Genomic DNA, 24,098 nt, shown 5'->3' with positions numbered 1-24,098 from the left:
GGGTCGGGCTTATCCGGTCGGGCAGGCCGGGGGCGGACCTGGCCCGCCGCCTCGTTCACGCTGCGCTTAATTCACCGTCGGCGGAAGCACCTGGACATCCACCGGCCTGTTGTTAGCGTCGAATCATGGAATTGCTCCAGGTCACCCCCACTGTCTGGCAGCTGGCCTTCCCGGTCGGGCACGTCCACTTCGTGCGTCTGCCGGACGGCTACGCGCTGATCGACACCGCCGTCCCCGGCTCCGCCCCCGCGATCCTCGATGCCCTGAAACGGCTCGGCGGCCGCCCGGAGGACCTGCGGCACATCGTGCTCACCCACTCCCACATCGACCACATGGGCTCGGCCGCCGATCTGGTCGGGGCCACCGGCGCCCGCGTCCTCGCCGGAGCCATGGACGCCCCGGTCATCCGCGGCACCGCCCCCGAACCCCAACCGGTGTACACATCACCGGAACACGTGCTGCACGAGCAGATCACGGCGGGCTTCGCCGAAGCGGACGTCCGGCCCCCGCGACATGTGCCGGTGGATGTGGAACTGCACGACGGGGACACCATCGACGGCTGGGGCGAGCCCGTCCACGTCCTGCACGTGCCCGGACACACCCCGGGAAGCATCGCGCTGCACCTCCCCTCCAGCGGTGTGCTCTTCCCGGGCGACAACATCGCCACCGCGGAGGGCCGGGCGATCCTCGGCCCGTTCAACGTGGACAGGGAACAGGCCGTCGCCTCCTTCCGACGGCTGGCGTCGCTGGATGTGGAAACGCTGTGCGTCCCGCACGGCGAGCCGGTGCCGAAGGGCGCGAGCGCGGTGCTGCGGGCGGCGACTCCGGAGAACGACTGGGTGTGAGTCGGACCCCTCAACCGGGTGTGAGTCGGGCCCCTCAGACGAAGTACAGGCCCTCCATCGAGCAGACGGACAGGTCGCTGTGCTGTACGCGGAAGGCGGTGGTCTGCATCTCCTCCCACCCCCAGGGGTCGGACTGCCCCAGTGCCAGGCCGGCCAGCGAGGCCCATTCGACCTCGTGGAGGGGCTGGTCCATGTCGATGTCGGCGGCGGTGAGCATCCAACTGCTCAGGCCGAGCGAGGCGATGACGGCGTAGGGGTCGCCCAGGACGACGAAAGGTTCGTCGTCGGGCCAGCCGGAGGCGTGGAACATGGCGCCGTCGGGGAGCATCACGACGGTTTCGGTGTGTTCCATTCCGCCGTAGTAGGTGACGTGGCCCACGATCCGCGCTGCGGGGAAGCGCATTTGCATCCGCTCGGATTCGGCAAGCAGTGGGTTTCCGTTGCCGTCGTCGGCGAAGACGGGGGTGGAGACGGCCCGCATGCCGCCCCACGCGGCGGCATGGACGATGTCCAGGTCGGAACGGACCGACGAGGGCAGCGGCGTCTGCACGGAACGCGGCCCGAGATCCTCCAGGACCGCCTCGATGCCGTCGACCGACTCGACGAACAGTCGTGCCTGATCGGGGTCGTTGGCCGGGAGGCTGCGGGCGTCGATGTCGAGCGGCGGCTGAGCCACGGTGAGATGACACAGGCCCAGCGAGCCACGAACGGTCCGGTCCGGGGCGGAAGTCCAGTACTTGGTATCGGTCATGCGGGCCACCGTAGTCGGGCGGGAAAGCGTGGCTCTCCCGGCGCGAATCAGGGATGCCGGGAAGCGGGGAAGCCGAGAAACCCGGGAAGCCGGGGCCGGACTGCGGACCTCACCCGTAGTCCGGCCCCGACCCGTCGGGCACGTCCTGGGCCCATGGGACACGTCCTATGCCCGTGGGACGTCCCTGACGAACACGATCCCGTCCGCGTCGCTGTCCGCCAGCCGGGCCGGGTCGAGCGGGGCGTAGCCGAACCAGGGCGATACGCGGGCGGCGGGAGGCTTGTCGCCGAGGGCGGCGGCCAGCCGGCGGGCGTCGAGGACGTACCGGTCCTCCGGGAGCGCGTACAGGAGTCCTTCGACGGTGTCCGGCGGCGGGGCGTCCACACCCTGGTGCCGGATCGTGCCGAGGGCCGTCGCCACGAAGGCGTACTCCTCACCCAGCCGGGCGCTCACCAGCGCACCGGCCCCCCACCACTCCAGCGGCGCCCCGCCCATCCGCATCGTGCTCCTCCCCCGCTGGAGGTGCGAGTTGTGGGCGTGGGCGAGGACCGGGCCCCGTTCGGCGAGGGCGAGGAGGTTGTCCGCCATCATCCGGTCCCGCAGGCCGACCAGCCGTGTCAGGCGGGCCGGCGAGGGGTCGGCCATCCAGTGGTGGTAGCGCAGCAGGCCGATCGCGGTGCGCCCGTACAGCTGCGCCCGGTCCCGGTCTTCCCGCGAGTCGGTGGCGATCAGGTGCGGTGTCTGCGCGTCGAGCAGGGCCACCAGGTCGTCGGCGAGCAGCCGCAGCCGGCCGGCCTCGGCCGACTGTCCCGCGGAGCGGGCGGGGTCCGTCATCGCGGCGGGCTCGGTCCACCGGTCGTCGGCGCCGAGCAGGCGGTCGAGCGTCTCCGCGGTGCAAGGGAGCAGGTCCGCGTCCACCCTGGCGGCGAGGTGATCGTGGAGCGCGGTGAGTGCCTGCCGGGGACTCTCTGCGTGGCTGATCTCCAGCGGGCCGTCGAATCCGGCGAAGCGGAGCCGCTCGGAGGCGGGCCGGCCTTCGCTGTCGGAGCGGGCGTTGTGGGCGCGCATCCAGCGCACCAGTTCGCGGTTGCCCTCGGCGGCGCCCCAGCCGTGGCTGAACCCGCGCTCCATGGCCTCGTCGAGTGTGCCCGCGCCCGAGGTGACGTAGTCGTCCACGACCTGGCCCCTCAGGCAGTCGCTCTCGATCGCGATGGTCCGGTGGCCCTCCTGCTCGACGAGTTGCCGGAAGAGCTCGTTGCGCACGTCGAGCAGGGTGTCCTCGCCGTGGGTGGGCTCGCCCAGGGCGAGCAGCCGGGGCCGGCCGGGGAGCAGCCCCATGACGGCGGCGGCATCGACGGAACGGGCGATGTCCTTGACGTCGGCAGCCGTGCGGGCAGCCATGTCCGTAGCGGTATCGGTAGCCATGCCTTAAACGCTATCGTTGAACCTTCGGTTGAAACTTTCCCGCGATATCGGCAGGGCGATGGCGCAGAAGCTTAAAAGTGGTGATCGGCTCAGGCCGGTCGATCTGGCGCGCGAGCACGGCCTGTCCACACAGGCCGTCAGAAACTACGAGGAGTCCGGCGTCCTCCCGGCCGCCGAGCGCACACCGCACGGCTACCGCGCCTACACCCCGCTGCACGCGGGCGCCCTGCGCGCGTTCCTCGCCCTGGTCCCCGGCCACGGCCACCGGACGGCCACGTCGATCATGCGGGCGGTGAACCGGAACGCGGTGGACGAGGCGCTGCACCTCATCGACGGGAGTCACGCCGAGCTCCTCGAAGACCGACGGACCCTCCGTGCCGTGGAACGCGCTCTTCAGGATTTGGACGGCGCTGCGGACCCGGGGCCCGTTGCCGCCACCGGGGCCGCCACCGGGGCCGGGTCCGGGCGCGGGAGCACGTTCATCGGTCCGCTGGCAGGGAGGCTCGGGATCCGGCCCGCGACGCTGCGCAAGTGGGAGCGCGCCGGACTGGTGCACCCGGTCCGCGACCCGGGGACCGGCTACCGCGTCTACGACGACGCAGCCGTACGGGACGCCGGCCTGACCCACCAACTCCGGCGGGGCGGCTACCTGCTGGAGCAGATCGCCCCGCTGATCGCCCAGGTGCGTGCGGCAGGCGGGCCGGAGCCGCTGGAGGCCACCCTGCGCGACTGGCACGCCCGGCTGTCGGCCCGAGGGCGCGCGATGCTGTCCGGGTCCGCCGAGCTGGAGTCCTACCTGCGCGAAACGGAGCATCGGTCCGCACCGGACCGATGAGTTTCCCGTAGCCCCGCAGTCAATAGGCAAGCAAGCAAGCGATGGTTCATGAAACAAGGAGTCCCAGGATGCGCACCCTGATCAGTACCGCCTTCGTCTCGCTCGACGGTGTGGTGGAGGCCCCGGGCGGCGAGCCCGGCTACCGGAACTCGGGGTGGACGTTCAAGGACATGGAGTTCGTCCCGGAGGCGTTCGAGATCAAGGGCCGGGAGCAGCAGGAGGCCGCCGCGATGATGATGGGCCGGGTCAGCTACGAGGCGTTCAGCCCGGTGTGGCCGGACATGGCGGACTTCGCCGACTACAAGCGGATGCCGAAGTACGTCGTCTCCACCACCCTCACCGAGGACGACCTGGTCTCCGACTGGGGCGAGACCACGATCCTGCGCTCGCTCGACGACGTAGCCGCGCTGAAGGAGACCGAGGGCGGCCCGGTCATCATCCACGGCAGCGCCACCCTCAACCGGGCCCTCTCGGACGCCGGCCTCATCGACCGCTACCACCTCCTGGTCTTCCCGCTGCTGCTCGGCGCGGGCAAGCGCCTGTTCAGCGACGCGGACAAGGACACCCAGAAGCTGAGGCTCGTCGAGCACCAGGCGTACTCCAACGGCCTGCAGATGAACGTCTTCGACGTCGTCCACTGACGCCCCGCCGCAGTGGACGCCGCATCTGGACTCCGGTCGGTGGACGCGCGCATGCCCTGTGGTGTGATGGCCCCGTGAGCCGCCCCGTGAACCGCGCCGCGAGCAGCGCCGTGGAGGAGACCAACCGCCGTATGCTCCGGGCACGGGACGCGATGGACCGTGCCTATGCGCAGCCACTGGACGTCCCGGCCCTGGCCCGGATCGCGCACGTGTCGCAGGCCCACTTCACCCGTACGTTCCGGGCCACGTTCGGCGAGACACCCCACCGCTATCTGCAACGCCGCCGCGTCGAGCGTGCGATGTTCCTGCTGCGGGAGACCGACCGCAGCGTGACGGACATCAGCTACGAGGTCGGCTTCGGCAGCCCGGGGACGTTCAGCCGTACGTTCCACGACATCGTCGGCCGCTCGCCCAGGACGTACCGCAAGGAATCGACGGCCACGGGCGTCCCGACGTGCTTCACCATGGCCTGGATGCGCCCGAGCAGCTGAGCAGTTTTGGATAAGTTCTTTCCGATCCCGACCCGTAGCGTGATGCACATGTTCAACGCCATCACGCAATCACAGATCTACGTCCTCGACCAGGACGAGGCCCTCGACTTCTACGTCGGCAAGCTCGGCCTGGAGGTCAGCGCCGATGTCCAGCTGGGCTTCATGCGCTGGCTGACCGTCAGCGTCCCCGGACACCCCGAACGCCAGATCCTGCTGGAGAAGCCCGGTGCCCCGGCCATGTCCGAGGAAACGGCGCAGCAGGTACGCGAGTTGGTGACAAAGGGCGCGATGGGCGGCTGGCTCATCTTCACCACTGACGACTGCCGCAAGACGTACGAGACGCTGCTGGCCCAGGGCGTCGAGTTCACCGAGGAGCCCACGGACCGCCCGTACGGAACCGACTGCGGCCTGCGCGACCCCTTCGGCAACCGCATCCGCTTCACCCAGCCGAAGGACTGAGCGCCTGCCGCAGCAGGACCACGACAGGGGCCCGGCACCGCGAACCACACGCGGTGCCGGGCCGCTGCGTGGTCGCGGGTGAACACACGGCTTCATCCATGGTTGGCCAGGAACACAGCCCCCGTGATCAGGAGGATTCCGCAGCCGAAGACCGCACCGATCCCAGGGTTCCGTCGCTGCACGGCAGTCCGGCCGAGCATCCCCAGAACCGGAATCCAACCGGCCGCATAAACGGCCCAGGCGATCCTCGGCATCACCGGACTGGAATCCACCTTGAACAGCACCCACGCCACAAACACAAAGAGAGCCGGTGCAGCCCACAGGTTGCGCTCGATCGTTTCCTGACGCTCCGACAATGGAATCCCCCTGGTCCAACGGCCAAGCCAAGCAAGCGAACAGATGGACCGTCAGCAAATGTCTCGACGGACCCAAGTCCCATCCTCGCGGCCTTGATCGCGGATATCCATACTTGTTCTTGACTGCCTCATTGGACTTGTCAGCGCGGCAGCACCACCCACGACTTGGTGCCTCGCTGCGGCGGTTCCGCCTCACAGGCGCCCCATTCCCCACCCCAGTCGTCGACCACGGCCGCCAGCAGCCACAACGCCTGTCGCCTCCGCGCCTCGCAGAGCGTCGCCAGGTCGCGATCGCCGTGGTGCGGATGCTGGTCCCAGACGAGAAGACGGACCGCGTCGCCCCGGTGCCGCAGGGAGACATAGAGCTCCCACCCCGGGCTCATCCTGGCGGTGACCGCGACGAGTTCGGCGACGGCATGCGTGGCGGGCCAGACGTACGGGGCGAGCCCGTTGGCCTCCAACGCGGCGGCGACGGCGGTACGCCCGACGAACGCACTGCGCACGTCCCCGGGAAGCGTGAAACTGAGAGCGAGCCCACGACCGGGCCCGCCCGGCCGAGCGGCGGACCGCAGGGCCGGCCGCGGAGTGCGACGCGAATACGGGGCCGGCGTGCGTGCCTCGGCAACGGCCGGGCAGAGTGCGGAAAATGGAGATGAGTGCATGACTGATTCCCCTGGTGCGGGTGCGGAGTTGGCGGCGTCTCTCTTTCGCGTGGGCGCGCACGGGTGGCTCACGTTGTTGTGTTGTGGACGAGCAGTGGCCTGTCTCCCCGACGCGGGACCGCCCCTCCCAGGGCAGGAGGTTGCGGGCAGGACCGCGTGATGCACTTCCGGCTCGTCGTCGCTGTGTGAGCGGTGCGTGACCTAACGTAGCGCAGCAATGGCACGCGTGCCGTCGAGTTGGAGGCAATTGCCTCCAACGTGTTGGACTGGGCACCCTCTGCGGCGGCAGACTGTCCCCACAGTCCGTGGAAGAGAGGGCCTATGCCAAGCAGTTCCACTCCGACAGAGCGCCAGAAGCGGCTCGGTGCCGAGCTGCGCAAGATGCGCGTCGCAGCCGAGGCAACCACCTCGTACGCGGCCGGACTACTGGGCATCGACCGGACGAAGATCTCGAACATGGAGGGCGGCGTCCGCCCGATTACGCCCGCCCGTGTGCGGACCTTGGCCTGCAACTACGCCTGTGCCGAAGCTCTCTACGTAGACACACTCGCCAAGATGGCCGAGCAGCCCGAACTTGGGTGGTGGGAGCAGTACAGGGGCACGCTCCCGTCCGGCCTCCTGGACATCGCCGAACTGGAATGGCACGCAACGCGTATCCGCACTGCGCAGACCGTCCACCTTCCTGGCCTGCTCCACACCGACGGGTACGCCCGCGCGGTGTTCGGCGCCGTTCTGCCCGAACTGACCCGGCTGGAGATCGAACTGCGGGTCGCACACCGCATGGAACGGCAACAGGTACTCGACCGCGAAGTCCCCATCACCTATGTGGGTTACGTACATGAGGCCGCCCTGCGCATGCAGTTCGGAGGCCGGGACGTCACGCGCGAGCAGTTGTTGCACCTGTGCGAGATGTCAGAGCGGGAACACATCGATGTGCGGGTGATCCCGGTGGACCGGGGTGCGTTCCCCGGAGCGGGACACGCACTTCTCTATGCCCACGGTGTCGTGCCCCAACTCGACACCGTGCAGCTCGACTCAGCTCACGGTCCCGATTTCATGCACGCGGATGCGCAGCTGACCAAGTACCGCGCACATCTGGACTGGATGGAGGACGCCTCGCTGCCTTCCGGCGACTCCCGGGACTTCATCCGCGCCATCTCCCGTCAACTCTAAGGACGTTCAGCATGCCCGAGATCGACTGGGAAGAGCCGTACTGCGGTGAGGGGAACAACTGCTTCAGGCTCGGCACAGACAGGGAAGGCAATGGATTCATCGCCGTTCGCGGCGAGGAGGATCGTTACCTCGTCGACAGCCGTGAAGCGCTCCAGCAACTGATCCGCGACATCAAGGCCGGCAAGGCCGACCACCTGCTGTAGCCGCACAACGAAGGGGCCCGGCACCGCGATGCGCTCGCGGTGCCGGGCCCCTGCTGTGGCACGAAACCTCAGGAAGACGTCCCGCGCGGGAAGGAGACCTCCACGCGCCGGTTCTTCTTGCGGCCTTCTTCCGAACTGTTGTCGGCGATCGGGTACTGCTCGCCGTAGCCACGGATCTCGAAGGTGACGGTCGCTCCGAGATCCTTCACCAGCACCGCCTGCACGGCGTTGGCACGCTGCTTGGACAGCACGTCGCCATGCTCCGACGAACCGAGGTTGTCGGTGAAACCGAAGACGCGCACCTTGGTGGCGTTCTGCTTCTTGATCTCGGCGGCGATGGCAGCGATACGGGAGTTGGCCGCGGAGCTCAGCTTGGCACTGTCCTTGCCGAAGAGGACCTCGGCCTGGAGCGCGAACTTGATGCTCGCGTTGGTGTCCTCGCGTCGCTCCTCACCACCCTCGTCCTCGATCACCTGGACGATGTCGAGGACCTTGGCGGGGGCGAGCGTGCCGCCCTCGGGCATCTTCAGGTCGGGGTCCTTGGGGTCCAGCGTGACCGGCGGAACCGATGTCGCCTCGGTGCCCGGGGGCACGCTCGGGCCATCGTCCGCGGACGCCGGGGCCGCCCCGAACAGCGTGGTGCTCACGACGACCACGGCGGCCGCGACGGTGAGTCCGGCAGCGCCCATGGGCCTCAGTCGGGTTCGGGTCTGAGTCATGTCGGCCGTCACCCTGAGATCTTCAAGGAGGTCGTCGCGAACGTCGGCAGGGTGAAGTCGACCTCCGTCGTCGTGCTCGGAGGTGCCGGGAACTGCATGAAGATCGGGGTCGACTCCCCCGGCGACACCGGAAGGATGTTGGTGGTGCAGAGGCAACGGCTCTCCGTGTCCCGGAGAACGTAGTAGCGCTTCTTTCCTACCTTGTCCACCAGGGTCGCACCGGCCACGGAGTTCGGGTTCTTCGTAGCAACCCCAGTCTCCTGGCCGGCCCATGAACCAGAGTTCTGCGCCCGGTCGCTCACGTTCTTGATCTCGCCCTGAACCGTGACGAAGCCTCCCGAGTCACGCTTCACCTGATTGATCACGAGGGTGAGTCCACTTCCCCTGATCTCGGCGAGTTTCACATTCGGGTCCACGTTGTCCCCGGCAGCGGTGTCCTCCTTCTTCGCCGCCTTGTCCCCGTCCGAGGGCTTGGACGGCTCTGAGGACGGTGACGAACCGGCATCGTTCGTCTGCTCGCCCCCGCCGTCAGTGCCGCAACCCGTGACGGCCAGAGCCAGGGCGGCTGCCAAGGAGACCGCAGCCACTGCCCTTCGGGACTTGGTGGAGCACCGAATGCTCATGGATTCTGATTCCTTTACTCGTCGTTCGCCGTCAGTTGTCGACCAGGTGCACGTCGTAGAGAGTCTTGCTCACCTTGGACCAGGGCGGTGGACTGGCGGGCTCGATTTCGAGCACCTCGCCGCCTCTGCAGGTGAAGAAGTACATGTCCTGGACGCCATCGTCGTTGAAGTCCACGGACTCCCAGTTGGGGCAGCGAAACTCGATGACAGCGGTGGCCTCGGCCTCGCCGACCACGTCCTCCGTGTCGCGAACGACCGGAGAGTCCACCGAGTCGTGCCCCTTGACCTCAACCCTGATCCGGTCCCGTTGACCACCGGGCATCGGATAGCAGCCCGTGGCGGTTGCCCGATTCGCCGAGGCAAGCCCATAAGCCGCAGGGCAGCCGAGAACCGGGTGGGCATTCAGGAAAGCGTCCAGCATTTTCCCGGGCAGCGAGGCGTAGAACGGCGCCCCGAACTGCTCACGAGTCTGCTGGGCGGCAGCCAGGGCCGCGGCATCCGCGGCCCCCTGGGCTCCATTGCGCAAGGCCGAGGCCTTGCCGACGGCAAAGAATGCGAACGCGAGGAAGAGCAGGCCCGCCACCATCGCTACATAGATGGGGAAGGCCTGCCCTGCATCGGTACGAGTGCGACGTCGCATTACTTGGTCGCGATGGTGCCCACCAAGCCCTTGATCTTCTCGCTGATCGCGGAGCCGATGCCGGTCGCCACGATCGCGCCGATGATCGCCACGACCACCAGGATGATGCCCAGGTACTCGAACGCCGTCTGGCCGCGGTCCTTGGCCTCGTAGCGCTTCTGGATCGCGCTGACGGTCGTGTTGGCCCAGCCCTGGACGCGGACGGCGGTCTTCAGGGTGATGTCCGACATGGGGTTCCCCTCCGGGTTCGGCCGACCGGTAACCGGCCGACTCGCACGTTTCGTTGGTGTCGCCCGCAGTACCGGCTTCCTCCTGGCCGGTACCGCTGGCGACATGAGAAACATACGGCGGCGGGACCTGCCGCCCGGAGGGCCCCAGGGCCCATTCCCGGGCCCAAACCGTGAGTTGGGCCTGTGGCTCCGGTGCGCTCGGGGCCCCACGCCCCGCACGCATCCGCCTCGGCCCGCTCTTCCGTTCAGCCATGGTGTCCACCGACCCCGCGCACCCCTGGTCCGGCTGTGTGCGCCGTGCCGAGCCAGCGTGCGATGGCCTCGCTGCGGCTGGCGCTGTGCAGCTTGGTGAAGATGCGGTTGATGTGGTTCTTGACCGTCTTCTCGCTGATGAAGCAGGTGGCGGCGATCTGCTGATTGCTCATGCCGGAAGCGATCAGCTCCATGACCTCCACCTCCCGTGAACTCAGCCCGTACTGCTGCCTGTTGAGCGCCGTGCGTGGTTCCCCGTCCTTGGAAGACTGTGCCATAACTGGTTGCAGATGCGAAAGACCCTGCGGTGTCCGGACCGGTCGCGCCGCAGGTGGAGACAGTTCGGGCTTGGGCGTATGTGCAGGCGCACCGTGTTGCTGAACGGAACTCGGTGCGTGGCCGTCGTAGCCGGGCCCCTGGTACGGAACGCCCGTGGTCAGGGCCGCCCCGAGCCCTTCCGGCAGCGGTCGTCCCTGCGGGCCCGGACCCTGGCGCATGTGAGCGAGGAGTGCGTTCGCCGCAGTGGCCGTGAAGTGGGCGCGACCGTGCTTCGTGTCGCGTACGGCCTGCACCAGCTGGTCGGCCGTGAATTCGCCATGGACCAGATAGCCGCTCGCGCCCAGCCGCAGCGCCTCGTGGACGATCTCGTTCTCGCGGCTGTAGGTCAGCATCATCACGGGTGCGATCTGTACCAGGTGCGGCAGCGCGGAGATGCCGTCGACACCGGGCATCCGGACATCGAGCAGGACCACGTCCGGACGGTGGTGGACAGCCATGTCGTAGGCCTGGCGTCCATCCGCTGCCTCCGCGACGACTTCGATGTCGTCGCGGCCGGAGAGCAGGACGCCGAGGCCGGCCCGGACCACGGGGTTGTCGTCGGCGACGACGACCCTCAGAGCGTCGGGAGCGGCCATGGGCACCGCCGCGGGAAAGGGGGACATGGGCTCGGATGCCGCGGGCTGCTGGGAGACGGGGAATGCGTTGGAGCTGGGCTCCGAGTTGAGCGGGGTGACGTGCGAGGACGTGTGCTGGGACGCGTGCTGTGCGGCCCAGTTCTGGCCCGACGCACGGGAGACGTCGTCCGGCATCTGCGACCTCCTCTCAAGGGTCTATGGGGGGTGAGGGTGGAAACGGAGCGGTTCAGTCGGGCTGATCGGTGCCGGGAGCGGCCAGCAGTGCTGCGATCGGAAGCTCCAGACGGACCTCGGTGCCCTTGGCCGCCTGCCCCTTTCCGATACGGATGCGGGCGCCGATGGATGCGGCGCGCTCGACCATGCCCACCAGGCCGAAGTGGCCGGCGTGGCGGAGGTCGTCCAGAGTGATTCCGGTGGGCAGGCCTCGTCCGTCGTCGTACACGCTGACGCGCAGGACATCGCCCTTCACACCTGCGAGTACGACGAGGTAGGTGGGTTGTGCGTGGCGGTGCGCGTTCTCCATCGCCTCGGAGGCGATGGTGAGCAGCTGACGCCCGACAACCTGGGGGACATGCGGTATCGGTGCGTCGTCGAGAAGCCGGAAGGTGGCGGTGAGTCCGTGCCGCCGGGTGAAGTCATCAGCTCGGGCGCGGAGTTCGCGTACGACATCCACGCCTCCGTCCAGTCCGGACTCGCGGCGCAGGTCGGAGAGGAGCTCGCGGGACTCGGCGGCGGCCCGGCGGGCGGCACGGGCGACCAGTTCGGCCTGGTGCCTGACGGCGAGCGGGTCCATGCGGTCGGAGGAGCAGGCCAGGCCGTCGGCGGCGAGGGCCAGGCCGTGCAGGGTCTTGGCGACCGAGTCGTGCATCTCTCGGGCGAGGCGGGTGCGCTCGCCCTCGACGGCCTCGTTGACGGCGAGGCGGGCTTTGGTCTCGGTGAGGGCCTGACTGGCCGTCCCGAAGCGGAGGAGGAGATTGCGCAGGGTGACGCCGACGGCACCCGCGATCACGCAGAATCCGGGCAGCAGGAGCGCCGTGGCATCGGCGGGCTGCAGCTTCGGATTGGTTCCGTACACCCCGAGGACGATGACGATCTGGAGTGCGGCGAAGACCGCCGCACCGCGCCAGCCGGAGACGAGTCCGGCCAGCAGGGGGGTGCAGACACTGACGTAGGCAAGGGTGGACTCGGGGCTCGCGGTGATCAGCAGCAGGGCGCCGAAGAAGGCGTCTATGCCCAGCAGCCAGGGGTGGCGCAGGAGTACGGGGCCGAAGCGTTCCCAGTCGCGGAACAGGACGTACGAGCCCATGAACGTGACGAGGATGGCCGAACCGATCAGCCAGGTGGCCAGCCCCGAGGCCGTGTGGTCGATGGCGAAGGGCGTGGCCATGGCGATCATCGCGAGCCGGAAGCCGAAGACCTGCCGGCACATCGCCTGGAGGGCGTTGAGCTGGATGGCGAACGCCGGGCGCGATCCGGGATCGGCGATGGCCCGGCGCACCTCCGCGTTCACTCCGGTCTGAATGCCACCGAGTTGGAATGCCATGGGCCTGTCACCTCCTTCTTCCCGTCCTGCCCGCCGTCCGCGTCGTTCACGTCATCGGTCCTAGAGGAAGCTGAGGTCGACGTTGGCTCCGTAGACGAAGCCGACGGTCAGCAGCACCAGGGTTCCGGGGAGAAGGAAGGTGGTGACGGCAAAGGTCGCCTTGGGGACTGCCCTGGCCGCCTTCCTACGAGCGTTCTGAGCATCCGTGCGCCGCATGTCGTTGGCGATCTGGATCAGCGTCTCGACGATCGGTGCGCCGAGCTCCTCACCCTGTTGCAGCGTGGTCACGAACATCGCCACCTGCTCCGAGTCATTGCGCTTGCGCAGCTGCTCGAATGCCTCGCGGCGGCTGACGCCCATGTCCATCTGGCGCAGTGTGATGCGGAGTTCGTCGGCCCAGGGGCCCTCGTACTTCTCGGCGACGCGCCCCAGAGCCTGGCGGAAGCCGAGGCCCGCCGACACGACGACGGCGAGCACGTCGAGGAAGTCCGGGAGCGTCCGGTCGATGTGGTCACGGCGGACGCGGACAGCCGACCAGAGGCCGACCTCCACCCAGAAGATGCCGAAGGCGATCAGCACCAGGGAGAGAAAGAGCTGCCCACGTATGATCATCGTGAACGCACCGAGCCCGCCGAGGGCGCCGTAGACGGCGCGGCGGGCAGCGTAGCGGTCGAGGGTCAGACCGCCCGGGTTACCAGCCATGTCGATCTGGCGGCGCTTCTTGTTGACGGCCTTCGGACCCATCATCCGCAGGACCGCGGGCGCCCAGCGCATGCCCAGCCGGTCGATGCCGGAGCCGACCGCGCTGGTACGGGTCGAGCCGACCTCCAGTGCGATGGCCAGGTCACTGGGGAGCTTCGCGTCGGCCCGGTACATGCGGATGCCGGCGATGATGCCGTACACGGCCAGAGCCATGCCGCCCGCGAGCAACAGGTCCATGTGCGCCCCGCCCATCAGACGTCGATCCGGGACAGACGGCGGATCACGATGAATCCGATCGCGTAGAGGGTGATGGCGATGACCACCGCGACCTGGCCGATGAAGGCACCGGTCATGCGGTCGAGGGCGCCTGGCATGACGGCGTTCATCAGGAGCATGGCGCCCAGGCCGAAGATGGGAACGGCGTAGGCGGTGACGGTGACCTGTGAGAGCTGGGTCTTGACCTCGCGTCGGGTCTCCTTGCGCTCCTCCAGCGTCTCGGTGAGGTTGCGCAGGGAGCTGACGACCGTACCGCCGGCCCGGTTGGACAGGACGAGGGTGGTGACGAGGACGACGAGTTCGCGGGAGGGAAGCCGGTCGGTCAGCTCGCTCAGCGCGTCGTCGAGCGGTTCACCGACAGCGAGGCGTCGGGAGACCCTGGACAGTTCCTCGCCCGCCGGGTCCTCCATCTCGTCCGCCGCCATGCTGATGGAGGTACGCAGCGCGAGGCCGGCCTGGGTGGCGTTGGCGAGGATGCGGGCGAGCTCGGGAAGCTGGTTGATGAAGCGTTCGGTGCGCTTGGTCCGCTCCCAGTTCAGGAAGGCGTTGGTGCCCCAGAGACCGATCAGGGCGGCGACCGGGCCGAAGAAGCTCGCGAGCATCGAGGAGGCGATCATCCAGAGCCCGGCCATCGCGACGAGGGCGCTGATGAAGAACTCACCCGGGGTGATGTCGAGGCCGGTGGCGGCCAGCTTGAGTTCGAGCTTCCGGCCGAGGCCGGTCTTGCGCAACCTGGCGTCGAGGCCGCGGAACCGTCGGTGCCGCCCGGTCTCAGGAATCTGACCGGTGTACGACAGACGGTCCACCATGGCGTCCCGGTCGGCCTTGCCGCCGGAGTAGGCGTGCAGGCCCATGACGCCCGTGACGCCGGCGAGCAGCGTCACGCCAATGGTGAGAAGGGGAAGATTCGTCATGACACGTACCTAGTTGGCCTCTCGGGTGGCGAGCTGTTCGGCGGATTCGGCGACCCCGAAGGCCTGCGGGATGGGCTGGCTGGCCATGAAGAGGCGATCGGCGATCTTGCGTGGGATCGGGAGGTAGTTGAACTCGCCGTTGATCCGCCCCTCGGCGTCCATCGGCTGGGCGTCGAACTTGGCGACGGTCACGATGCGGTAGGGATCGCGCCCGTGCGAGTCGAGGACGGCGATCTCGGTGATCTTTCGGGAACCGTCGGCGTGCCGGGTGAGCTGGACGATGACATCGACGGCGCTGTTGATCTGGTCGTGCAGCGCCTCGAACGGGATCTTGATCTCGGACATCGAGGCCAGGGTCTGCAGACGCATGAGAGCGTCCTCGGCGTTGTTGGCGTGAACGGTGGCGAGCGAGCCGTCGTGACCGGTCGACATCGCCTGGAGCATGTCGAGCGATTCGCCGCCACGGACCTCACCGACGACGATGCGGTCGGGACGCATACGCAGGGAGTTGCGGACCAGGTCACGGATGGTGATCTGGCCCTTCCCCTCGACGTTCGCCGGCCGGGACTCCAGCCGGATGACGTGGCTCTGCTGGAGCTGGAGCTCGGCCGAGTCCTCGATGGTGACGATGCGCTCCCTGTCGGGGATCAGACCGGAGAGCGCGTTGAGAAGCGTCGTCTTCCCGGTGCCGGTGGCGCCGGAGACGATCACGTTGAGCTTGGCCTGGACAAGACCGGACAGCAGAATCAGCATCTGGTCGTCGAGCGAGCCGACGTTGATCATTTCCTGGAGCGTGAAGGCCCTCGGGAACCGTCGGATGGTGAGCGTGGCACCGGTCAGCGACAGCGGCGGGATGATCACGTTGACACGCTCACCGCTTGGTAGACGCGCGTCGACCATGGGGTTCTGCTCGTCCACACGACGGTTGACCGTCGACACGATGCGCTCGATGGTCTGCATCAGCTGTTCGTGCGAGCTGAAGCGCATCGGCAGCTTCTCGACCTTGCCGCTGCGCTCGACGAAGATCTGGTCCGGTCCGTTCACCATGATTTCGGTGATCGACGCGTCTTCGAGGAGCGGTTCGAGGATGCCGAGCCCGAGGGCCTCGTCGACGACCCGGCGGATCAGCTGGGTGCGCTCGACCGTGGAGAGCACTGGGCCCTCACGGCTGATGATGTGGCTGAGTACGCGCTCCAGCCTCGCTCGCCGGTCTGCGGCGGCGAGCGAGGACATTTCCGCCAGGTCGATCTCTTCGAGCAGCTTGGCGCGGTAGGTGGCCACCATGTGGCTGTCCTCCCGCGCCCCGCCGTTCTTCTCGGGGGCAGTCATGCGTGCCCGCAGACTCATTGCGTAACTCCTCGCTCAGACTTGCTTGTGGTGCTCCGGTTGTGCGATGCGGCCCCGATCACCCGCGAGGCATGGTGGAACTGCGCTCGGCCCAACCCCAGTCGTCGATACCCGGAACGACGGAGGGGATCCTCACGCGGGTGGTGTACGTCACGTTGCCGGACCCGCCGCCGTGGCGCCTGAACTTCGAGTTCTTGTGGCTGCCGAGCCAGTCGCTCATCGCCTCGCGGCCCGCCCGCTCGGAATCCCCGCGCGGCACGTCCTGAGAGGCGGCGCGCGCCGCCGTACGGGCTCCGGTGCCCGCCTGGTTGGCGGCATACGCGGCGACCCCCAGCTGGATCGCGAAGAGACCCACCAGCAGCATCAGCGGGATGAAGCCCATGTACTCGAAGGCGACCTGCCCGCGGTCACGGCGGGACGCAGAGGCCCGACGGCCCGGTGTGTGCATGCGCATGCTCATCGCTCGGCCTCCAACGGCGACGCGGCGTTGCCCTCGATGGTCATCGGCAGATTGAAGACCCCGGGCACCAGGACGGGCACCCGCAGCTTCACCGTGGCCTTGTACAGCCCGGACGAGTCGTCGCAGTTCGTCCGCTTCATCCCCTCCCGCCACACCTTCGGCAGGTTCTTCTCGGACGCGTCCCGGCAGGCATGACCCCGCGAGCCTTCCGAGATCGCCCCCGCGTGCGCGGCCTCGTCCGCCGCGTTCGCCGCCAAGGAGAACGTGTAGCCGATCAGCGCGCACTGCCAGAGCGCGACGCACAACAGGATGATCAGCGGCGTGACGCCCAGGAACTCGATCGCGGTCTGGCCCCGGTCACGCCCCCGGCCGACGAGGCGGACGCGCATCCCACCCCGCGCCGGGGCGGCATCACCGCAACGCCTTCCCCGTATCTCCGTGTCTTTCGTCTCGGTTGCTGTCATTGGTCAACTTGCCCCCTAGATCGTCTGCCGGTTCCGGGAGTCGCCGCCTCGGTCGCGTCGGCGGCCGATCGAGCCTCGGTCGTTCTTGAACTTCGCGATGCTCTTCGCAGCGTTCTTTTCCGCCTTCTCAGGAACCTTGACGATGCCGAGCTCGCCCGCAAGGGCCCAGAGGGCCTGTTTGACCGTGCTCTTGGAGTCGAGTTCATGCAGCCGGCCGGCGTCGACGACGGCCTGGAGTTCCTTGAAGTTCGCGGGAATGGCGGTGTTGGCCGTCGTGGTCCCGGTGATCTTCTCGATCAGCTGCGGCTGGATCTCGGTGCTGCGGATGAAGCGGTTGACCAGGGTGACCGTGTCCTCGGCCTTGCGGATCTGGAGCCGTTCCCACATCCGTACGACCCGCTTCGCACCGCGCACCGCGATCACATCGGGCGTGGTGACCAGCAGTGCCGTGTCGGCCATCTCGATGGCCGCCGCGCTGGCGCCCTGGAGCTGGCTGCCGCAGTCGATCACCACGACCTCGTAGCGCGAGCGCAGGGCGCTGACGATCTGGCGGGCCGAGCGGTCGCTGACCTCCTCGGCGCTCTCGCCCTCGTTGGGGGCCAGCAGCAGCGCCAGGCCGGTGCTGTGACTGAACACGGCATCGGACAGGACGCGTGGTGATATGTCGGTGATCGCCGAAAGGTCGACGATCGAGCGCCGGAACTGCACATCGAGGTACGAGCCGATGTCGCCGGTCTGGAGGTCCAGGTCCACCAGGGCCACGGTGCGCCCGGATGTCTGCGCCGCCAGGGCGATCTGCACGGCGGCGACGGTCGCGCCCACACCGCCCTTGGCGCCGCTGACGGTGACGACCGTACCGCCGGGACCGGTGAAGACATCGTTCCCGGTGGTCAGGTGGCGGCGGACTCCGACGGCCCATTGGGCCGCGGATTGAACCCTGCTGGCCAGTTCTTCGTAGCTCAGGGGGAGGGTGATGACACCACGCGCACCCGACTCCATCGCGGACGAGAACAGACCGGGGGTGACATCGGCGGTGATCAGCACGACCCCGATGGCGGGGAAGCGCAGGGAGACCTCCCGGATCAGTTCCAGCGCCGGCACCGGTCCGATCCGCTCGTGGACCAGCACGACCTCGGGCAGATCGTCGAGCGCTTCGCCCGCGAGGCGGGCGAGGGTGTCGATGAGCTGCGTCGAGTCGGTGACCGGAGCGGCCGGCTCTGCGTCGGGGAGCTGGCTGAGCAGGGTGGTGACGGATCTGGCCGCGTCGATGTCACCGACGGCCGGGAGGATCCTCGTGGTCATTCGATCCTCACTTGTCCTTGTCGAGCGTGTAGGTGCGGTCGCCCGGACGGATGGTGCTGTCGCTGCCCGAGGCGATGAGCGCGAGGCGTACGTGCTCCGCGAAGGACTCGGCGTAGGCGATGCGCTGGGTGTCGAGCGTGTTGAGCGCGAAGGTGATCGGAACGGCCTCGGTGCCCATGTTGGACTTGCCGTCGCTGCTGGGCTCCAGGGCGGTCAGCTTGCCGACGTCCAGCACCTTGGCGTTGGAGACGATGACCTTCGACTGGGACGCCTGGCCGTCGTTCTCACCGGCGAAGGTGGCATAGATGTTGACCGTGGCACCGGGGGTGATCTTGCCCGCGACACCGGTCGCCGCGTCGATCATGATGGCGATCTCCTGCTCTCCGGGCTGGAGTTCGGGACGCCGCTGCATCATGTCGGACTGGAGGAGCGAGCCCTTGCGCAGCTGGGTGACGGCGATCTTGCCGTTGACCTCGGAGAGGTCCGTCACGGCGTTGCCGGACAGCCAGCGCTTGGGCATCGAGATCTTTTCGAACTGCCCCGAGGACAGGGCGGTATAGGGGGCTACATCGGACTTCAGCTGGTAGGCCGAGACCTCCGGCCCGACCTTGGAGTTGACGTCGCTGATCACCGAGAGCACGCCGGCGAAGGCGCCGAAGGCGCACAGAACCGACAAAAGCAGGAGTATCACGCCGCGGCGCTGACGGGAGTTCATGGGCCGGACAACCTCGTTCAATTCGGATGCGTGGGGCAGCGGACGGAAGGGCGTCTACGGAGGAAAAGCGGAAGCGCGGGGACTGCGGTGGTGCTAGGACTGCGGTGGTGCGAGCGCTCCATGGCTGAGGACACCGGCTGGGTGCTTTCGGTTCTCCGCCGCGGGCAGCGGGGAGGAGCAGAACCCGCAGCGGTCACCGATGAGTTCCATTCCGCACCAGTGGCAGTTCTCCCGGCGGACCGAGGACACCAACTGGTACAGGACGGAGATGTCTGGCAGATAGGCGGCGAATTCCACCAGTTTCCCGGTTCCCCACCATGCGGAGGAATCGGACGGGAGTGCGGACTCGTGAATGGACTGGACCTTCCACGCGGGCGCGAGGGTCTCCTTCACCCACTCGGACTGGGACTGCCCCTTGGCGGTCATCAGGTGAGTGGCGAATTCGGGGCCGGTCGGGAGTTCCGCCTTCGGACCGACCTTGACGAGCTGCGGTTCGGGCCCGGCGACCACGGCGAACTGGGAGCCGGGCACCCAGGACTTGGCATGGGTCCTGAGGTCGACCGGGATCCGGTCGAACTTGGTGACCGAGTGGAGCAGGGCGCCCGCGTGGATGTAGTGCGCCAGCAGCCGGGCGGCGGAGGCTACCACTCCGGGGCTGAAGTCACAGATGGACAACTGACGCAACTGCCGCACGAGTACGGCCACACCGAGCGGCGGCAGGTCGGTCTTCACCAGGGCGATGCGGTCGCTCTCCAGGACCGAGCGCACGGAGTAGAGCCGGCGCTCGTGGGCGGGCGAGATGGCGCTCGGATAGACGGCGACGACATAGCCGTGCTGTTCCAGCAGCACGTGCATGTCACCGATGGCCATGTCCAGCGCCTGGGCATCCGGAGCCTGCAACAGGGCGGCTGTCGGTGTCTGCTGATCGGTCGGAGGTAGTACCAAGTCAGCACTTGTCACTGCTATTGCGGTCGGCACGCTGTTCCCCGTTTCGGCTTCCGGCCGGACGCCGGTCATGACGTCGGCCGCAATCGCTCCTGCTCCGCGGTTCTGCCTCAGCACTTTATCCACGTCTTACCTGGCAGAGAACACTTTTCGGAGGCCAGTCCGACAACGTGTGCGAGGCGCCCGCGTAACGCCCCGGTGCTAAATCGGATCAAATCGAAAATCGTCAACTTCTGTACAACTGCGGAGGGTTACCGATACACCTTCCGGTCACCCGGCCCCGAATTCATCGCCGCACGTCAGCACGGATGCGGAACCTGCCGCACCGAACCCCGCGGGGGCCGGGCGGTCACTGTCCGAGCACTCCGGACACTTCACCCGCACGGGGTCCGACCCGGCCGCACGAGGTCAACAAAACGTCAATTCACAGGAAGCGGAGGCCGGTCCGAGGCCGATCCGGAGCCCAGACGGAGGCGCCCGGAGGCCGCCGGCGGACCCGCCTCGGAGCCCTCGGGCCGGTGCGGTCGTCGCAGGTCCCGTTGCCAGAGGTCTTGACAACTCGATTGGTCTGGACCAGTTTTGTCGGCCAGCGGTGGCCACCGTTCCTCAACTCCACATCCCCTTCTTCTGCCCGTCACCTTCCGGACGGCCCGAGTACCGCCGGTCCACCCCGCCGGCTGTCGCACGGGTACCCCGGCAGGCATCCCCGACTCCCCACGGAGGCAGCAAGTGGAACCTTCCCCCGCCAACGGCCACAGAATCCGCAGGCGCTACAACCGTCCCCTCGTCGGCGCCGTCGCGGCGGTTCTCGCGGCCGGCGCGCTGACCGCCACGGGTCTCGCCGGAAATGCCCAGGCGGCCGACATCAATGTCGCCAAGAACGCGGGCTTCGAGTCCGGGCTCGCCAACTGGACCTGTTCCGGCGGCAGCGGCGCCACCGTCTCCTCCCCCGTGCACGGTGGCACCGCCGCACTCAAGGCCACCCCGTCCGGCCAGGACACCGCGCGGTGCACCCAGACCGTCGCCGTGAAGCCCGACTCGACGTACACGCTCAGCTCCTGGGTGCAGGGCGGGTACGCGTACCTCGGCGCGAGCGGCACCGGGACCACCGACGTGTCGACCTGGTCCCCGGGCTCCTCCGGCTGGACGCAGCTCACCACCAGCTTCAAGACCGGGCCCGGCACCACCTCGGTCCAGGTCTACACGCACGGCTGGTACGGGCAGGCCGCCTATCTGGTGGACGACGTCTCGGTCAACGGCCCCGACGGCGGGGGCGGCACCGACCCGGAGCCGACGATCCCGTCCGCCCCGGCCGGTCTCGCGGTCGGCACGACCACCACCAGCTCCGTGGCCCTGTCCTGGAACGCGGTCTCCGGCGCGACCGGCTACACCGTCTACCGGGACGGCGCGAAGGCGACCACCACCACCGGGAACTCGGCGACGGTCACGGGGCTGGCCGCCGACACGGCGTACCAGTTCTCGGTGACCGCCACCAACGCGGCCGGCGAGTCCGTCAAGTCCGCGACGGTCAACGGCCGTACGGCCAAGGACGGCGGCGGCAACCCCAACCCGGGCACGTCCGTCCCCAAGCACGCGGTGACCGGTTACTGGCAGAACTTCAACAACGGCGCGACCGTGCAGAAGCTCAGCGACGTGCCCGCGAACTACGACATCATCGCGGTCTCCTTCGCCGACGCCACCGGCACGCCGGGCGCCGTCACCTTCAACCTGGACACGGCCGGCCTGAACGGCTACACCGTCGACCAGTTCAAGGCCGACATCAAGGCGAAGCAGGCGGCCGGGAAGAACGTCATCATCTCGGTCGGCGGCGAGAAGGGCTCCGTCTCGGTCAACAGCGACGCCTCCGCGACCAACTTCGCGAACTCGGTCTACTCGCTGATCCAGGAGTACGGCTTCAACGGTGTCGACATCGACCTGGAGAACGGCCTCAACTCCACGTACATGACGAAGGCGCTGCGCTCGCTGTCGCAGAAGGCGGGCTCCGGCCTCGTCATCACGATGGCCCCGCAGACCATCGACATGCAGTCCACCGCCGGTGAGTACTTCAAGACGGCGCTCGGCATCAAGGACATCCTGACCGTCGTCAACATGCAGTACTACAACAGCGGTTCGATGCTGGGCTGCGACGGCAAGGTCTACTCGCAGGGCTCGGTGGACTTCCTCACCGCGCTCGCCTGCATCCAGCTGGAGGGCGGCCTCGACCCGTCCCAGGTCGGCCTCGGTGTGCCGGCCTCCCCGAGCGGCGCGGGCGGCGGCTACGTGGCGCCGTCGGTCGTGAACGCGGCGCTGGACTGCCTGGCCAAGGGCACCAACTGCGGTTCGTTCAAGCCGTCGAAGACCTACCCGGGTCTGCGCGGGGCCATGACCTGGTCGACCAACTGGGACGCCAAGTCGGGCAACGCCTGGTCGAACGCGGTGGGCCCGCACGTGCACGGCCTGCCGTAGCCGGTACGCGGCGGCGTAGCCGGCACCCGTCGGCTCCAGCCGGTACCTGCCTGCCCTGGCCGGTACGCGCAGGCCGGCAGCCGCACGGCCGGCACCAGTGACCAGCAGCGCCGCCGCTCCCCCGGCGGCGCTGCTGCATGTTCCGGGTCAGGTGGCCGTCCCGGGGCTGTCCCGGACCCGCAACAGGCTGTCCGGGACTGCCGACATTCCATGGCCGTCCGGGGATGTTCGTGGCACCGTTGTGTGGCGCGGTGGCGGTGCGACAGGGGGAGGGACATGGCCGGGGCGCGGATTCAGACGTTGAGCGGGGACGATCCGGCGGTGCTCGGACCGTACCGGCTGCTCGGGCGGCTGTCGTCGGGCGGCATGGGGCGGATCTACCTCGCCCGGAGCGGCGCCCGGAGCGACGGGCGGGGCAGCGGGGAACTCGTCGCGGTGAAGACCCTGCTGGCCGAGGGCGAGGTCAACGACATCGACCGGCGGCGGTTCGCCCGCGAGGTGTCGCTGGCACAACGGGTCGACAGCGCGCACACGGCACGGGTACGGGAGGCGGACCCGCAGGCCGAGCGGCCCTGGATGGCCATCGAGTACATCGCGGCGCCCCCGCTCTCCGAACTGGTACGTGTCTGCGGGGTGTTGCCCGCGTCGGCCGTACGGTGGGTGGCGGCCGGCACGGCGAAGGCACTGGTCGCCCTGCACGGGGCGGGCATCGTGCACCGCGATGTGAAACCGCAGAACGTGCTGCTGCCGCTGGACGGCCCCCGGCTGATCGACTTCGGCATCTCGCACGCCAACGACCTCACTCGGACCAGCCTCACGCTGGGCACGATCGCCTTCACCTCGCCCGAGCAGGCGCGCGGTGAGCCGTCGACGGCCGCCTCGGACATGTACTCCCTCGGTGCCACGCTCTTCATGCTGGCCACCGGTCGCCCGCCGTACAGCCAGGACGGCGACACCCTTCGGTTACTGGCCAGGGTCCAGCGCGGTGAGCTCGACCTCGGCGGGCTGCCGAAGGAGCTGGTCGAGACGGTCCGCCCGTGCCTGGCCGCGGATCCGGGGCAGCGGCCGGCGCCCGCCGAACTGCTCGCCCGGTTCCGCAGGGACCAGGCCGGGCTGCCGGCCACGGACAGCGGGGTGCGGTGGCTGCCGCCGAAGTGGTCGGCGCTGATCGGGGAGTACGCGGCCCAGGGCCAGGCGCTCGCGTCGGGACACCCGTCCGGTCCGGCGGCGGGGAGCGACGAGCAGCTCACCGGCATGGTGCCGCCGCCGGGCCCCACCCGGATGTACACCGCGGACCGCGAGGCGCGGCTGCGGGAGCGCGCCGAGAGGGAGCGGGCCGCGAAGGAACGGGAACGGGCCGCGCGGGAACGGGAGCGGGCCTCGAAGGAACACGAGCGGGCGGAACGCGAGCGGGCGGAGAAGCGCGCGGCGCGGGAGCAGGCGGAACGGGCCGCGCGGGAGCGGGCCCAGCGGGAGCGTGCCGAGCAGGAAGCCCGTGCCCGTGCCGCTCGGGCGCGGGCGGCCTCGCCCGCTCCGGGCGCAACGCGCCCGGCCGCCGCGCCGGCCGCGTCTTCGGGCGGGTCGTCGGGCGGGTCGTCGGGCTGGGGCTGGCTGATCGCCGTGGTCCTGCGCGTCGCCCAGGGCTCGGCGACCGTCGCCATCGTCACCACCGCGGGCATCGTCGTCCCGCTGGTCGAGGGCCAGGACCTGTCCCAGGCACATCTCGCCCTGATCATCATGGCGAT

27 protein-coding genes are annotated in these 24,098 nt (G+C 68.7%); 9 read left to right on the top strand and 18 right to left on the bottom strand.

Going from position 1 to position 24,098, the window contains the following annotated elements; translation table 11 throughout:
- Nucleotides 1–125 precede the first annotated feature (125 nt).
- Nucleotides 126–845 carry an MBL fold metallo-hydrolase gene (locus AADR41_RS32345; RefSeq protein ID WP_342285237.1) on the top strand — a complete coding sequence of 240 codons (720 nt, stop codon included), beginning with the start codon at nt 126–128 and terminating at the stop codon, nt 843–845.
- 34 nt (nt 846–879) lie between these two features.
- Here AADR41_RS32345 and AADR41_RS32340 read toward each other — a convergent pair whose 3' ends face one another.
- Both AADR41_RS32340 and AADR41_RS32335 read right to left on the bottom strand, forming a co-directional pair.
- A complete protein-coding gene (locus tag AADR41_RS32340; RefSeq protein WP_342285235.1) occupies nt 880–1,596 on the bottom strand; it encodes a DUF6333 family protein in 717 nt (238 codons plus the stop codon).
- A gap of 165 nt (nt 1,597–1,761) precedes the next feature.
- Nucleotides 1,762–2,997, bottom strand: coding sequence for an erythromycin esterase family protein (locus AADR41_RS32335; protein ID WP_342285241.1), 1,236 nt, complete (start codon nt 2,995–2,997; stop codon nt 1,762–1,764).
- Between the two features lie 82 nt (nt 2,998–3,079).
- Here AADR41_RS32335 and AADR41_RS32330 point away from each other — a divergent pair, with 82 nt between their 5' ends.
- The 4 genes from AADR41_RS32330 to AADR41_RS32315 all read left to right on the top strand — a co-directional run bounded on the left by AADR41_RS32330 (nt 3,080) and on the right by AADR41_RS32315 (nt 5,447).
- On the top strand, nt 3,080–3,856 hold the full coding sequence (locus tag AADR41_RS32330) for a TioE family transcriptional regulator (RefSeq protein WP_342285233.1): 777 nt from the start codon (nt 3,080–3,082) through the stop codon (nt 3,854–3,856).
- Nucleotides 3,857–3,924: 68 nt separating this feature from the next.
- Nucleotides 3,925–4,497, top strand: a complete 573-nt coding sequence (locus AADR41_RS32325; RefSeq protein WP_342285231.1) for a dihydrofolate reductase family protein — start codon at nt 3,925–3,927, stop codon at nt 4,495–4,497.
- Nucleotides 4,498–4,628: 131 nt separating this feature from the next.
- On the top strand, nt 4,629–4,988 hold the full coding sequence (locus AADR41_RS32320) for an AraC family transcriptional regulator (protein ID WP_342285240.1): 360 nt from the start codon (nt 4,629–4,631) through the stop codon (nt 4,986–4,988).
- 48 nt (nt 4,989–5,036) lie between these two features.
- Entirely contained in the window at nt 5,037–5,447 is a 411-nt protein-coding gene (locus AADR41_RS32315) for a VOC family protein (RefSeq protein WP_342285229.1), read from the top strand.
- A 92-nt stretch (nt 5,448–5,539) separates the two neighbouring features.
- Here the strand turns inward: AADR41_RS32315 and AADR41_RS32310 are convergent, their stop codons facing one another.
- Nucleotides 5,540–5,803, bottom strand: coding sequence for a hypothetical protein (locus tag AADR41_RS32310; RefSeq protein ID WP_342285228.1), 264 nt, complete (start codon nt 5,801–5,803; stop codon nt 5,540–5,542).
- Nucleotides 5,804–5,943: 140 nt separating this feature from the next.
- Entirely contained in the window at nt 5,944–6,306 is a 363-nt protein-coding gene (locus AADR41_RS32305; RefSeq protein ID WP_342285227.1) for an ATP-binding protein, read from the bottom strand.
- 480 nt (nt 6,307–6,786) lie between these two features.
- Here AADR41_RS32305 and AADR41_RS32300 point away from each other — a divergent pair, with 480 nt between their 5' ends.
- Both AADR41_RS32300 and AADR41_RS32295 read left to right on the top strand, forming a co-directional pair.
- A complete protein-coding gene (locus AADR41_RS32300) occupies nt 6,787–7,638 on the top strand; it encodes a helix-turn-helix domain-containing protein (protein WP_342285226.1) in 852 nt (283 codons plus the stop codon).
- Between the two features lie 11 nt (nt 7,639–7,649).
- Nucleotides 7,650–7,841, top strand: coding sequence for a hypothetical protein (locus AADR41_RS32295; RefSeq protein ID WP_342285225.1), 192 nt, complete (start codon nt 7,650–7,652; stop codon nt 7,839–7,841).
- A 68-nt stretch (nt 7,842–7,909) separates the two neighbouring features.
- Here the strand turns inward: AADR41_RS32295 and AADR41_RS32290 are convergent, their stop codons facing one another.
- From AADR41_RS32290 to AADR41_RS32225, 14 genes are all read right to left on the bottom strand, one after another.
- Nucleotides 7,910–8,560: an OmpA family protein gene (locus AADR41_RS32290; RefSeq protein WP_342285224.1), complete on the bottom strand. Its 651-nt coding sequence runs from the start codon at nt 8,558–8,560 to the stop codon at nt 7,910–7,912.
- Between the two features lie 8 nt (nt 8,561–8,568).
- The gene (locus tag AADR41_RS32285) at nt 8,569–9,183 is read right to left on the bottom strand and encodes a hypothetical protein (RefSeq protein ID WP_342285223.1); all 615 of its coding nucleotides are present in this window, start codon (nt 9,181–9,183) and stop codon (nt 8,569–8,571) included.
- A gap of 31 nt (nt 9,184–9,214) precedes the next feature.
- Nucleotides 9,215–9,823 (bottom strand): pilus assembly protein TadG-related protein, encoded by a 609-nt coding sequence (locus AADR41_RS32280; RefSeq protein ID WP_342285222.1) that lies wholly within the window; start codon nt 9,821–9,823, stop codon nt 9,215–9,217.
- Nucleotides 9,823–10,053 (bottom strand): hypothetical protein, encoded by a 231-nt coding sequence (locus AADR41_RS32275; RefSeq protein WP_124716690.1) that lies wholly within the window; start codon nt 10,051–10,053, stop codon nt 9,823–9,825. The genes AADR41_RS32280 and AADR41_RS32275 overlap by 1 nt, the downstream gene beginning before the upstream one ends.
- A gap of 245 nt (nt 10,054–10,298) precedes the next feature.
- Nucleotides 10,299–11,393, bottom strand: a complete 1,095-nt coding sequence (locus AADR41_RS32270) for a response regulator transcription factor (protein WP_342285221.1) — start codon at nt 11,391–11,393, stop codon at nt 10,299–10,301.
- A gap of 52 nt (nt 11,394–11,445) precedes the next feature.
- Nucleotides 11,446–12,762 (bottom strand): sensor histidine kinase, encoded by a 1,317-nt coding sequence (locus AADR41_RS32265; RefSeq protein ID WP_342285219.1) that lies wholly within the window; start codon nt 12,760–12,762, stop codon nt 11,446–11,448.
- A 60-nt stretch (nt 12,763–12,822) separates the two neighbouring features.
- Nucleotides 12,823–13,701: a DUF5936 domain-containing protein gene (locus AADR41_RS32260; RefSeq protein ID WP_342285239.1), complete on the bottom strand. Its 879-nt coding sequence runs from the start codon at nt 13,699–13,701 to the stop codon at nt 12,823–12,825.
- Between the two features lie 14 nt (nt 13,702–13,715).
- Entirely contained in the window at nt 13,716–14,654 is a 939-nt protein-coding gene (locus tag AADR41_RS32255; protein ID WP_259929813.1) for a type II secretion system F family protein, read from the bottom strand.
- A gap of 9 nt (nt 14,655–14,663) precedes the next feature.
- Entirely contained in the window at nt 14,664–16,001 is a 1,338-nt protein-coding gene (locus AADR41_RS32250; RefSeq protein ID WP_342285218.1) for a CpaF family protein, read from the bottom strand.
- 58 nt (nt 16,002–16,059) lie between these two features.
- The gene (locus tag AADR41_RS32245) at nt 16,060–16,461 is read right to left on the bottom strand and encodes a TadE/TadG family type IV pilus assembly protein (protein WP_342285217.1); all 402 of its coding nucleotides are present in this window, start codon (nt 16,459–16,461) and stop codon (nt 16,060–16,062) included.
- The gene (locus tag AADR41_RS32240) at nt 16,458–16,850 is read right to left on the bottom strand and encodes a TadE/TadG family type IV pilus assembly protein (protein ID WP_342285216.1); all 393 of its coding nucleotides are present in this window, start codon (nt 16,848–16,850) and stop codon (nt 16,458–16,460) included. Before AADR41_RS32240 ends, AADR41_RS32245 begins: the two co-directional genes overlap by 4 nt.
- Nucleotides 16,851–16,940: 90 nt before the next feature.
- The gene (locus tag AADR41_RS32235) at nt 16,941–18,227 is read right to left on the bottom strand and encodes an AAA family ATPase (protein ID WP_342285215.1); all 1,287 of its coding nucleotides are present in this window, start codon (nt 18,225–18,227) and stop codon (nt 16,941–16,943) included.
- A gap of 7 nt (nt 18,228–18,234) precedes the next feature.
- Nucleotides 18,235–18,942 carry a Flp pilus assembly protein CpaB gene (gene cpaB, locus AADR41_RS32230; protein ID WP_124716697.1) on the bottom strand — a complete coding sequence of 236 codons (708 nt, stop codon included), beginning with the start codon at nt 18,940–18,942 and terminating at the stop codon, nt 18,235–18,237.
- Nucleotides 18,943–19,035: 93 nt separating this feature from the next.
- Nucleotides 19,036–19,902 (bottom strand): hypothetical protein, encoded by an 867-nt coding sequence (locus AADR41_RS32225; RefSeq protein ID WP_342285214.1) that lies wholly within the window; start codon nt 19,900–19,902, stop codon nt 19,036–19,038.
- Between the two features lie 744 nt (nt 19,903–20,646).
- Here AADR41_RS32225 and AADR41_RS32220 point away from each other — a divergent pair.
- Both AADR41_RS32220 and AADR41_RS32215 read left to right on the top strand, forming a co-directional pair.
- Nucleotides 20,647–22,353, top strand: a complete 1,707-nt coding sequence (locus AADR41_RS32220; RefSeq protein WP_342285238.1) for a chitinase — start codon at nt 20,647–20,649, stop codon at nt 22,351–22,353.
- A gap of 321 nt (nt 22,354–22,674) precedes the next feature.
- The coding region (locus tag AADR41_RS32215) for a serine/threonine-protein kinase (protein ID WP_342285213.1) at nt 22,675–24,098 on the top strand (1,424 nt) is incomplete at its 3' end.

It is taken from the genome of Streptomyces sp. CLV115, assembly GCF_038448545.1.
In the GTDB taxonomy this organism is placed as follows: domain Bacteria; phylum Actinomycetota; class Actinomycetes; order Streptomycetales; family Streptomycetaceae; genus Streptomyces; species Streptomyces sanglieri.
Note: the sequence above shows the minus strand (reverse complement) of the source record. Positions and strands in the feature narration are given on the sequence as shown.

Bases quoted from the DNA above. Each gene is read 5' to 3' on its own strand.
- AADR41_RS32345 (WP_342285237.1), top strand. From the start codon at position 126: ATGGAATTGCTCCAGGTCACCCCCACTGTCTGGCAGCTGGCCTTCCCG.
- AADR41_RS32340 (WP_342285235.1), bottom strand. From the start codon at position 1,596: ATGACCGATACCAAGTACTGGACTTCCGCCCCGGACCGGACCGTTCGT.
- AADR41_RS32335 (WP_342285241.1), bottom strand. From the start codon at position 2,997: ATGGCTGCCCGCACGGCTGCCGACGTCAAGGACATCGCCCGTTCCGTC.
- AADR41_RS32330 (WP_342285233.1), top strand. From the start codon at position 3,080: ATGGCGCAGAAGCTTAAAAGTGGTGATCGGCTCAGGCCGGTCGATCTG.
- AADR41_RS32325 (WP_342285231.1), top strand. From the start codon at position 3,925: ATGCGCACCCTGATCAGTACCGCCTTCGTCTCGCTCGACGGTGTGGTG.
- AADR41_RS32320 (WP_342285240.1), top strand. From the start codon at position 4,629: ATGCTCCGGGCACGGGACGCGATGGACCGTGCCTATGCGCAGCCACTG.
- AADR41_RS32315 (WP_342285229.1), top strand. From the start codon at position 5,037: ATGTTCAACGCCATCACGCAATCACAGATCTACGTCCTCGACCAGGAC.
- AADR41_RS32300 (WP_342285226.1), top strand. From the start codon at position 6,787: ATGCCAAGCAGTTCCACTCCGACAGAGCGCCAGAAGCGGCTCGGTGCC.
- AADR41_RS32295 (WP_342285225.1), top strand. From the start codon at position 7,650: ATGCCCGAGATCGACTGGGAAGAGCCGTACTGCGGTGAGGGGAACAAC.
- AADR41_RS32290 (WP_342285224.1), bottom strand. From the start codon at position 8,560: ATGACTCAGACCCGAACCCGACTGAGGCCCATGGGCGCTGCCGGACTC.
- AADR41_RS32285 (WP_342285223.1), bottom strand. From the start codon at position 9,183: ATGAGCATTCGGTGCTCCACCAAGTCCCGAAGGGCAGTGGCTGCGGTC.
- AADR41_RS32280 (WP_342285222.1), bottom strand. From the start codon at position 9,823: ATGCGACGTCGCACTCGTACCGATGCAGGGCAGGCCTTCCCCATCTAT.
- AADR41_RS32275 (WP_124716690.1), bottom strand. From the start codon at position 10,053: ATGTCGGACATCACCCTGAAGACCGCCGTCCGCGTCCAGGGCTGGGCC.
- AADR41_RS32270 (WP_342285221.1), bottom strand. From the start codon at position 11,393: ATGCCGGACGACGTCTCCCGTGCGTCGGGCCAGAACTGGGCCGCACAG.
- AADR41_RS32265 (WP_342285219.1), bottom strand. From the start codon at position 12,762: ATGGCATTCCAACTCGGTGGCATTCAGACCGGAGTGAACGCGGAGGTG.
- AADR41_RS32260 (WP_342285239.1), bottom strand. From the start codon at position 13,701: ATGGACCTGTTGCTCGCGGGCGGCATGGCTCTGGCCGTGTACGGCATC.
- AADR41_RS32255 (WP_259929813.1), bottom strand. From the start codon at position 14,654: ATGACGAATCTTCCCCTTCTCACCATTGGCGTGACGCTGCTCGCCGGC.
- AADR41_RS32250 (WP_342285218.1), bottom strand. From the start codon at position 16,001: ATGAGTCTGCGGGCACGCATGACTGCCCCCGAGAAGAACGGCGGGGCG.
- AADR41_RS32245 (WP_342285217.1), bottom strand. From the start codon at position 16,461: ATGAGCATGCGCATGCACACACCGGGCCGTCGGGCCTCTGCGTCCCGC.
- AADR41_RS32240 (WP_342285216.1), bottom strand. From the start codon at position 16,850: ATGCGCGTCCGCCTCGTCGGCCGGGGGCGTGACCGGGGCCAGACCGCG.
- AADR41_RS32235 (WP_342285215.1), bottom strand. From the start codon at position 18,227: ATGACCACGAGGATCCTCCCGGCCGTCGGTGACATCGACGCGGCCAGA.
- cpaB (WP_124716697.1), bottom strand. From the start codon at position 18,942: ATGAACTCCCGTCAGCGCCGCGGCGTGATACTCCTGCTTTTGTCGGTT.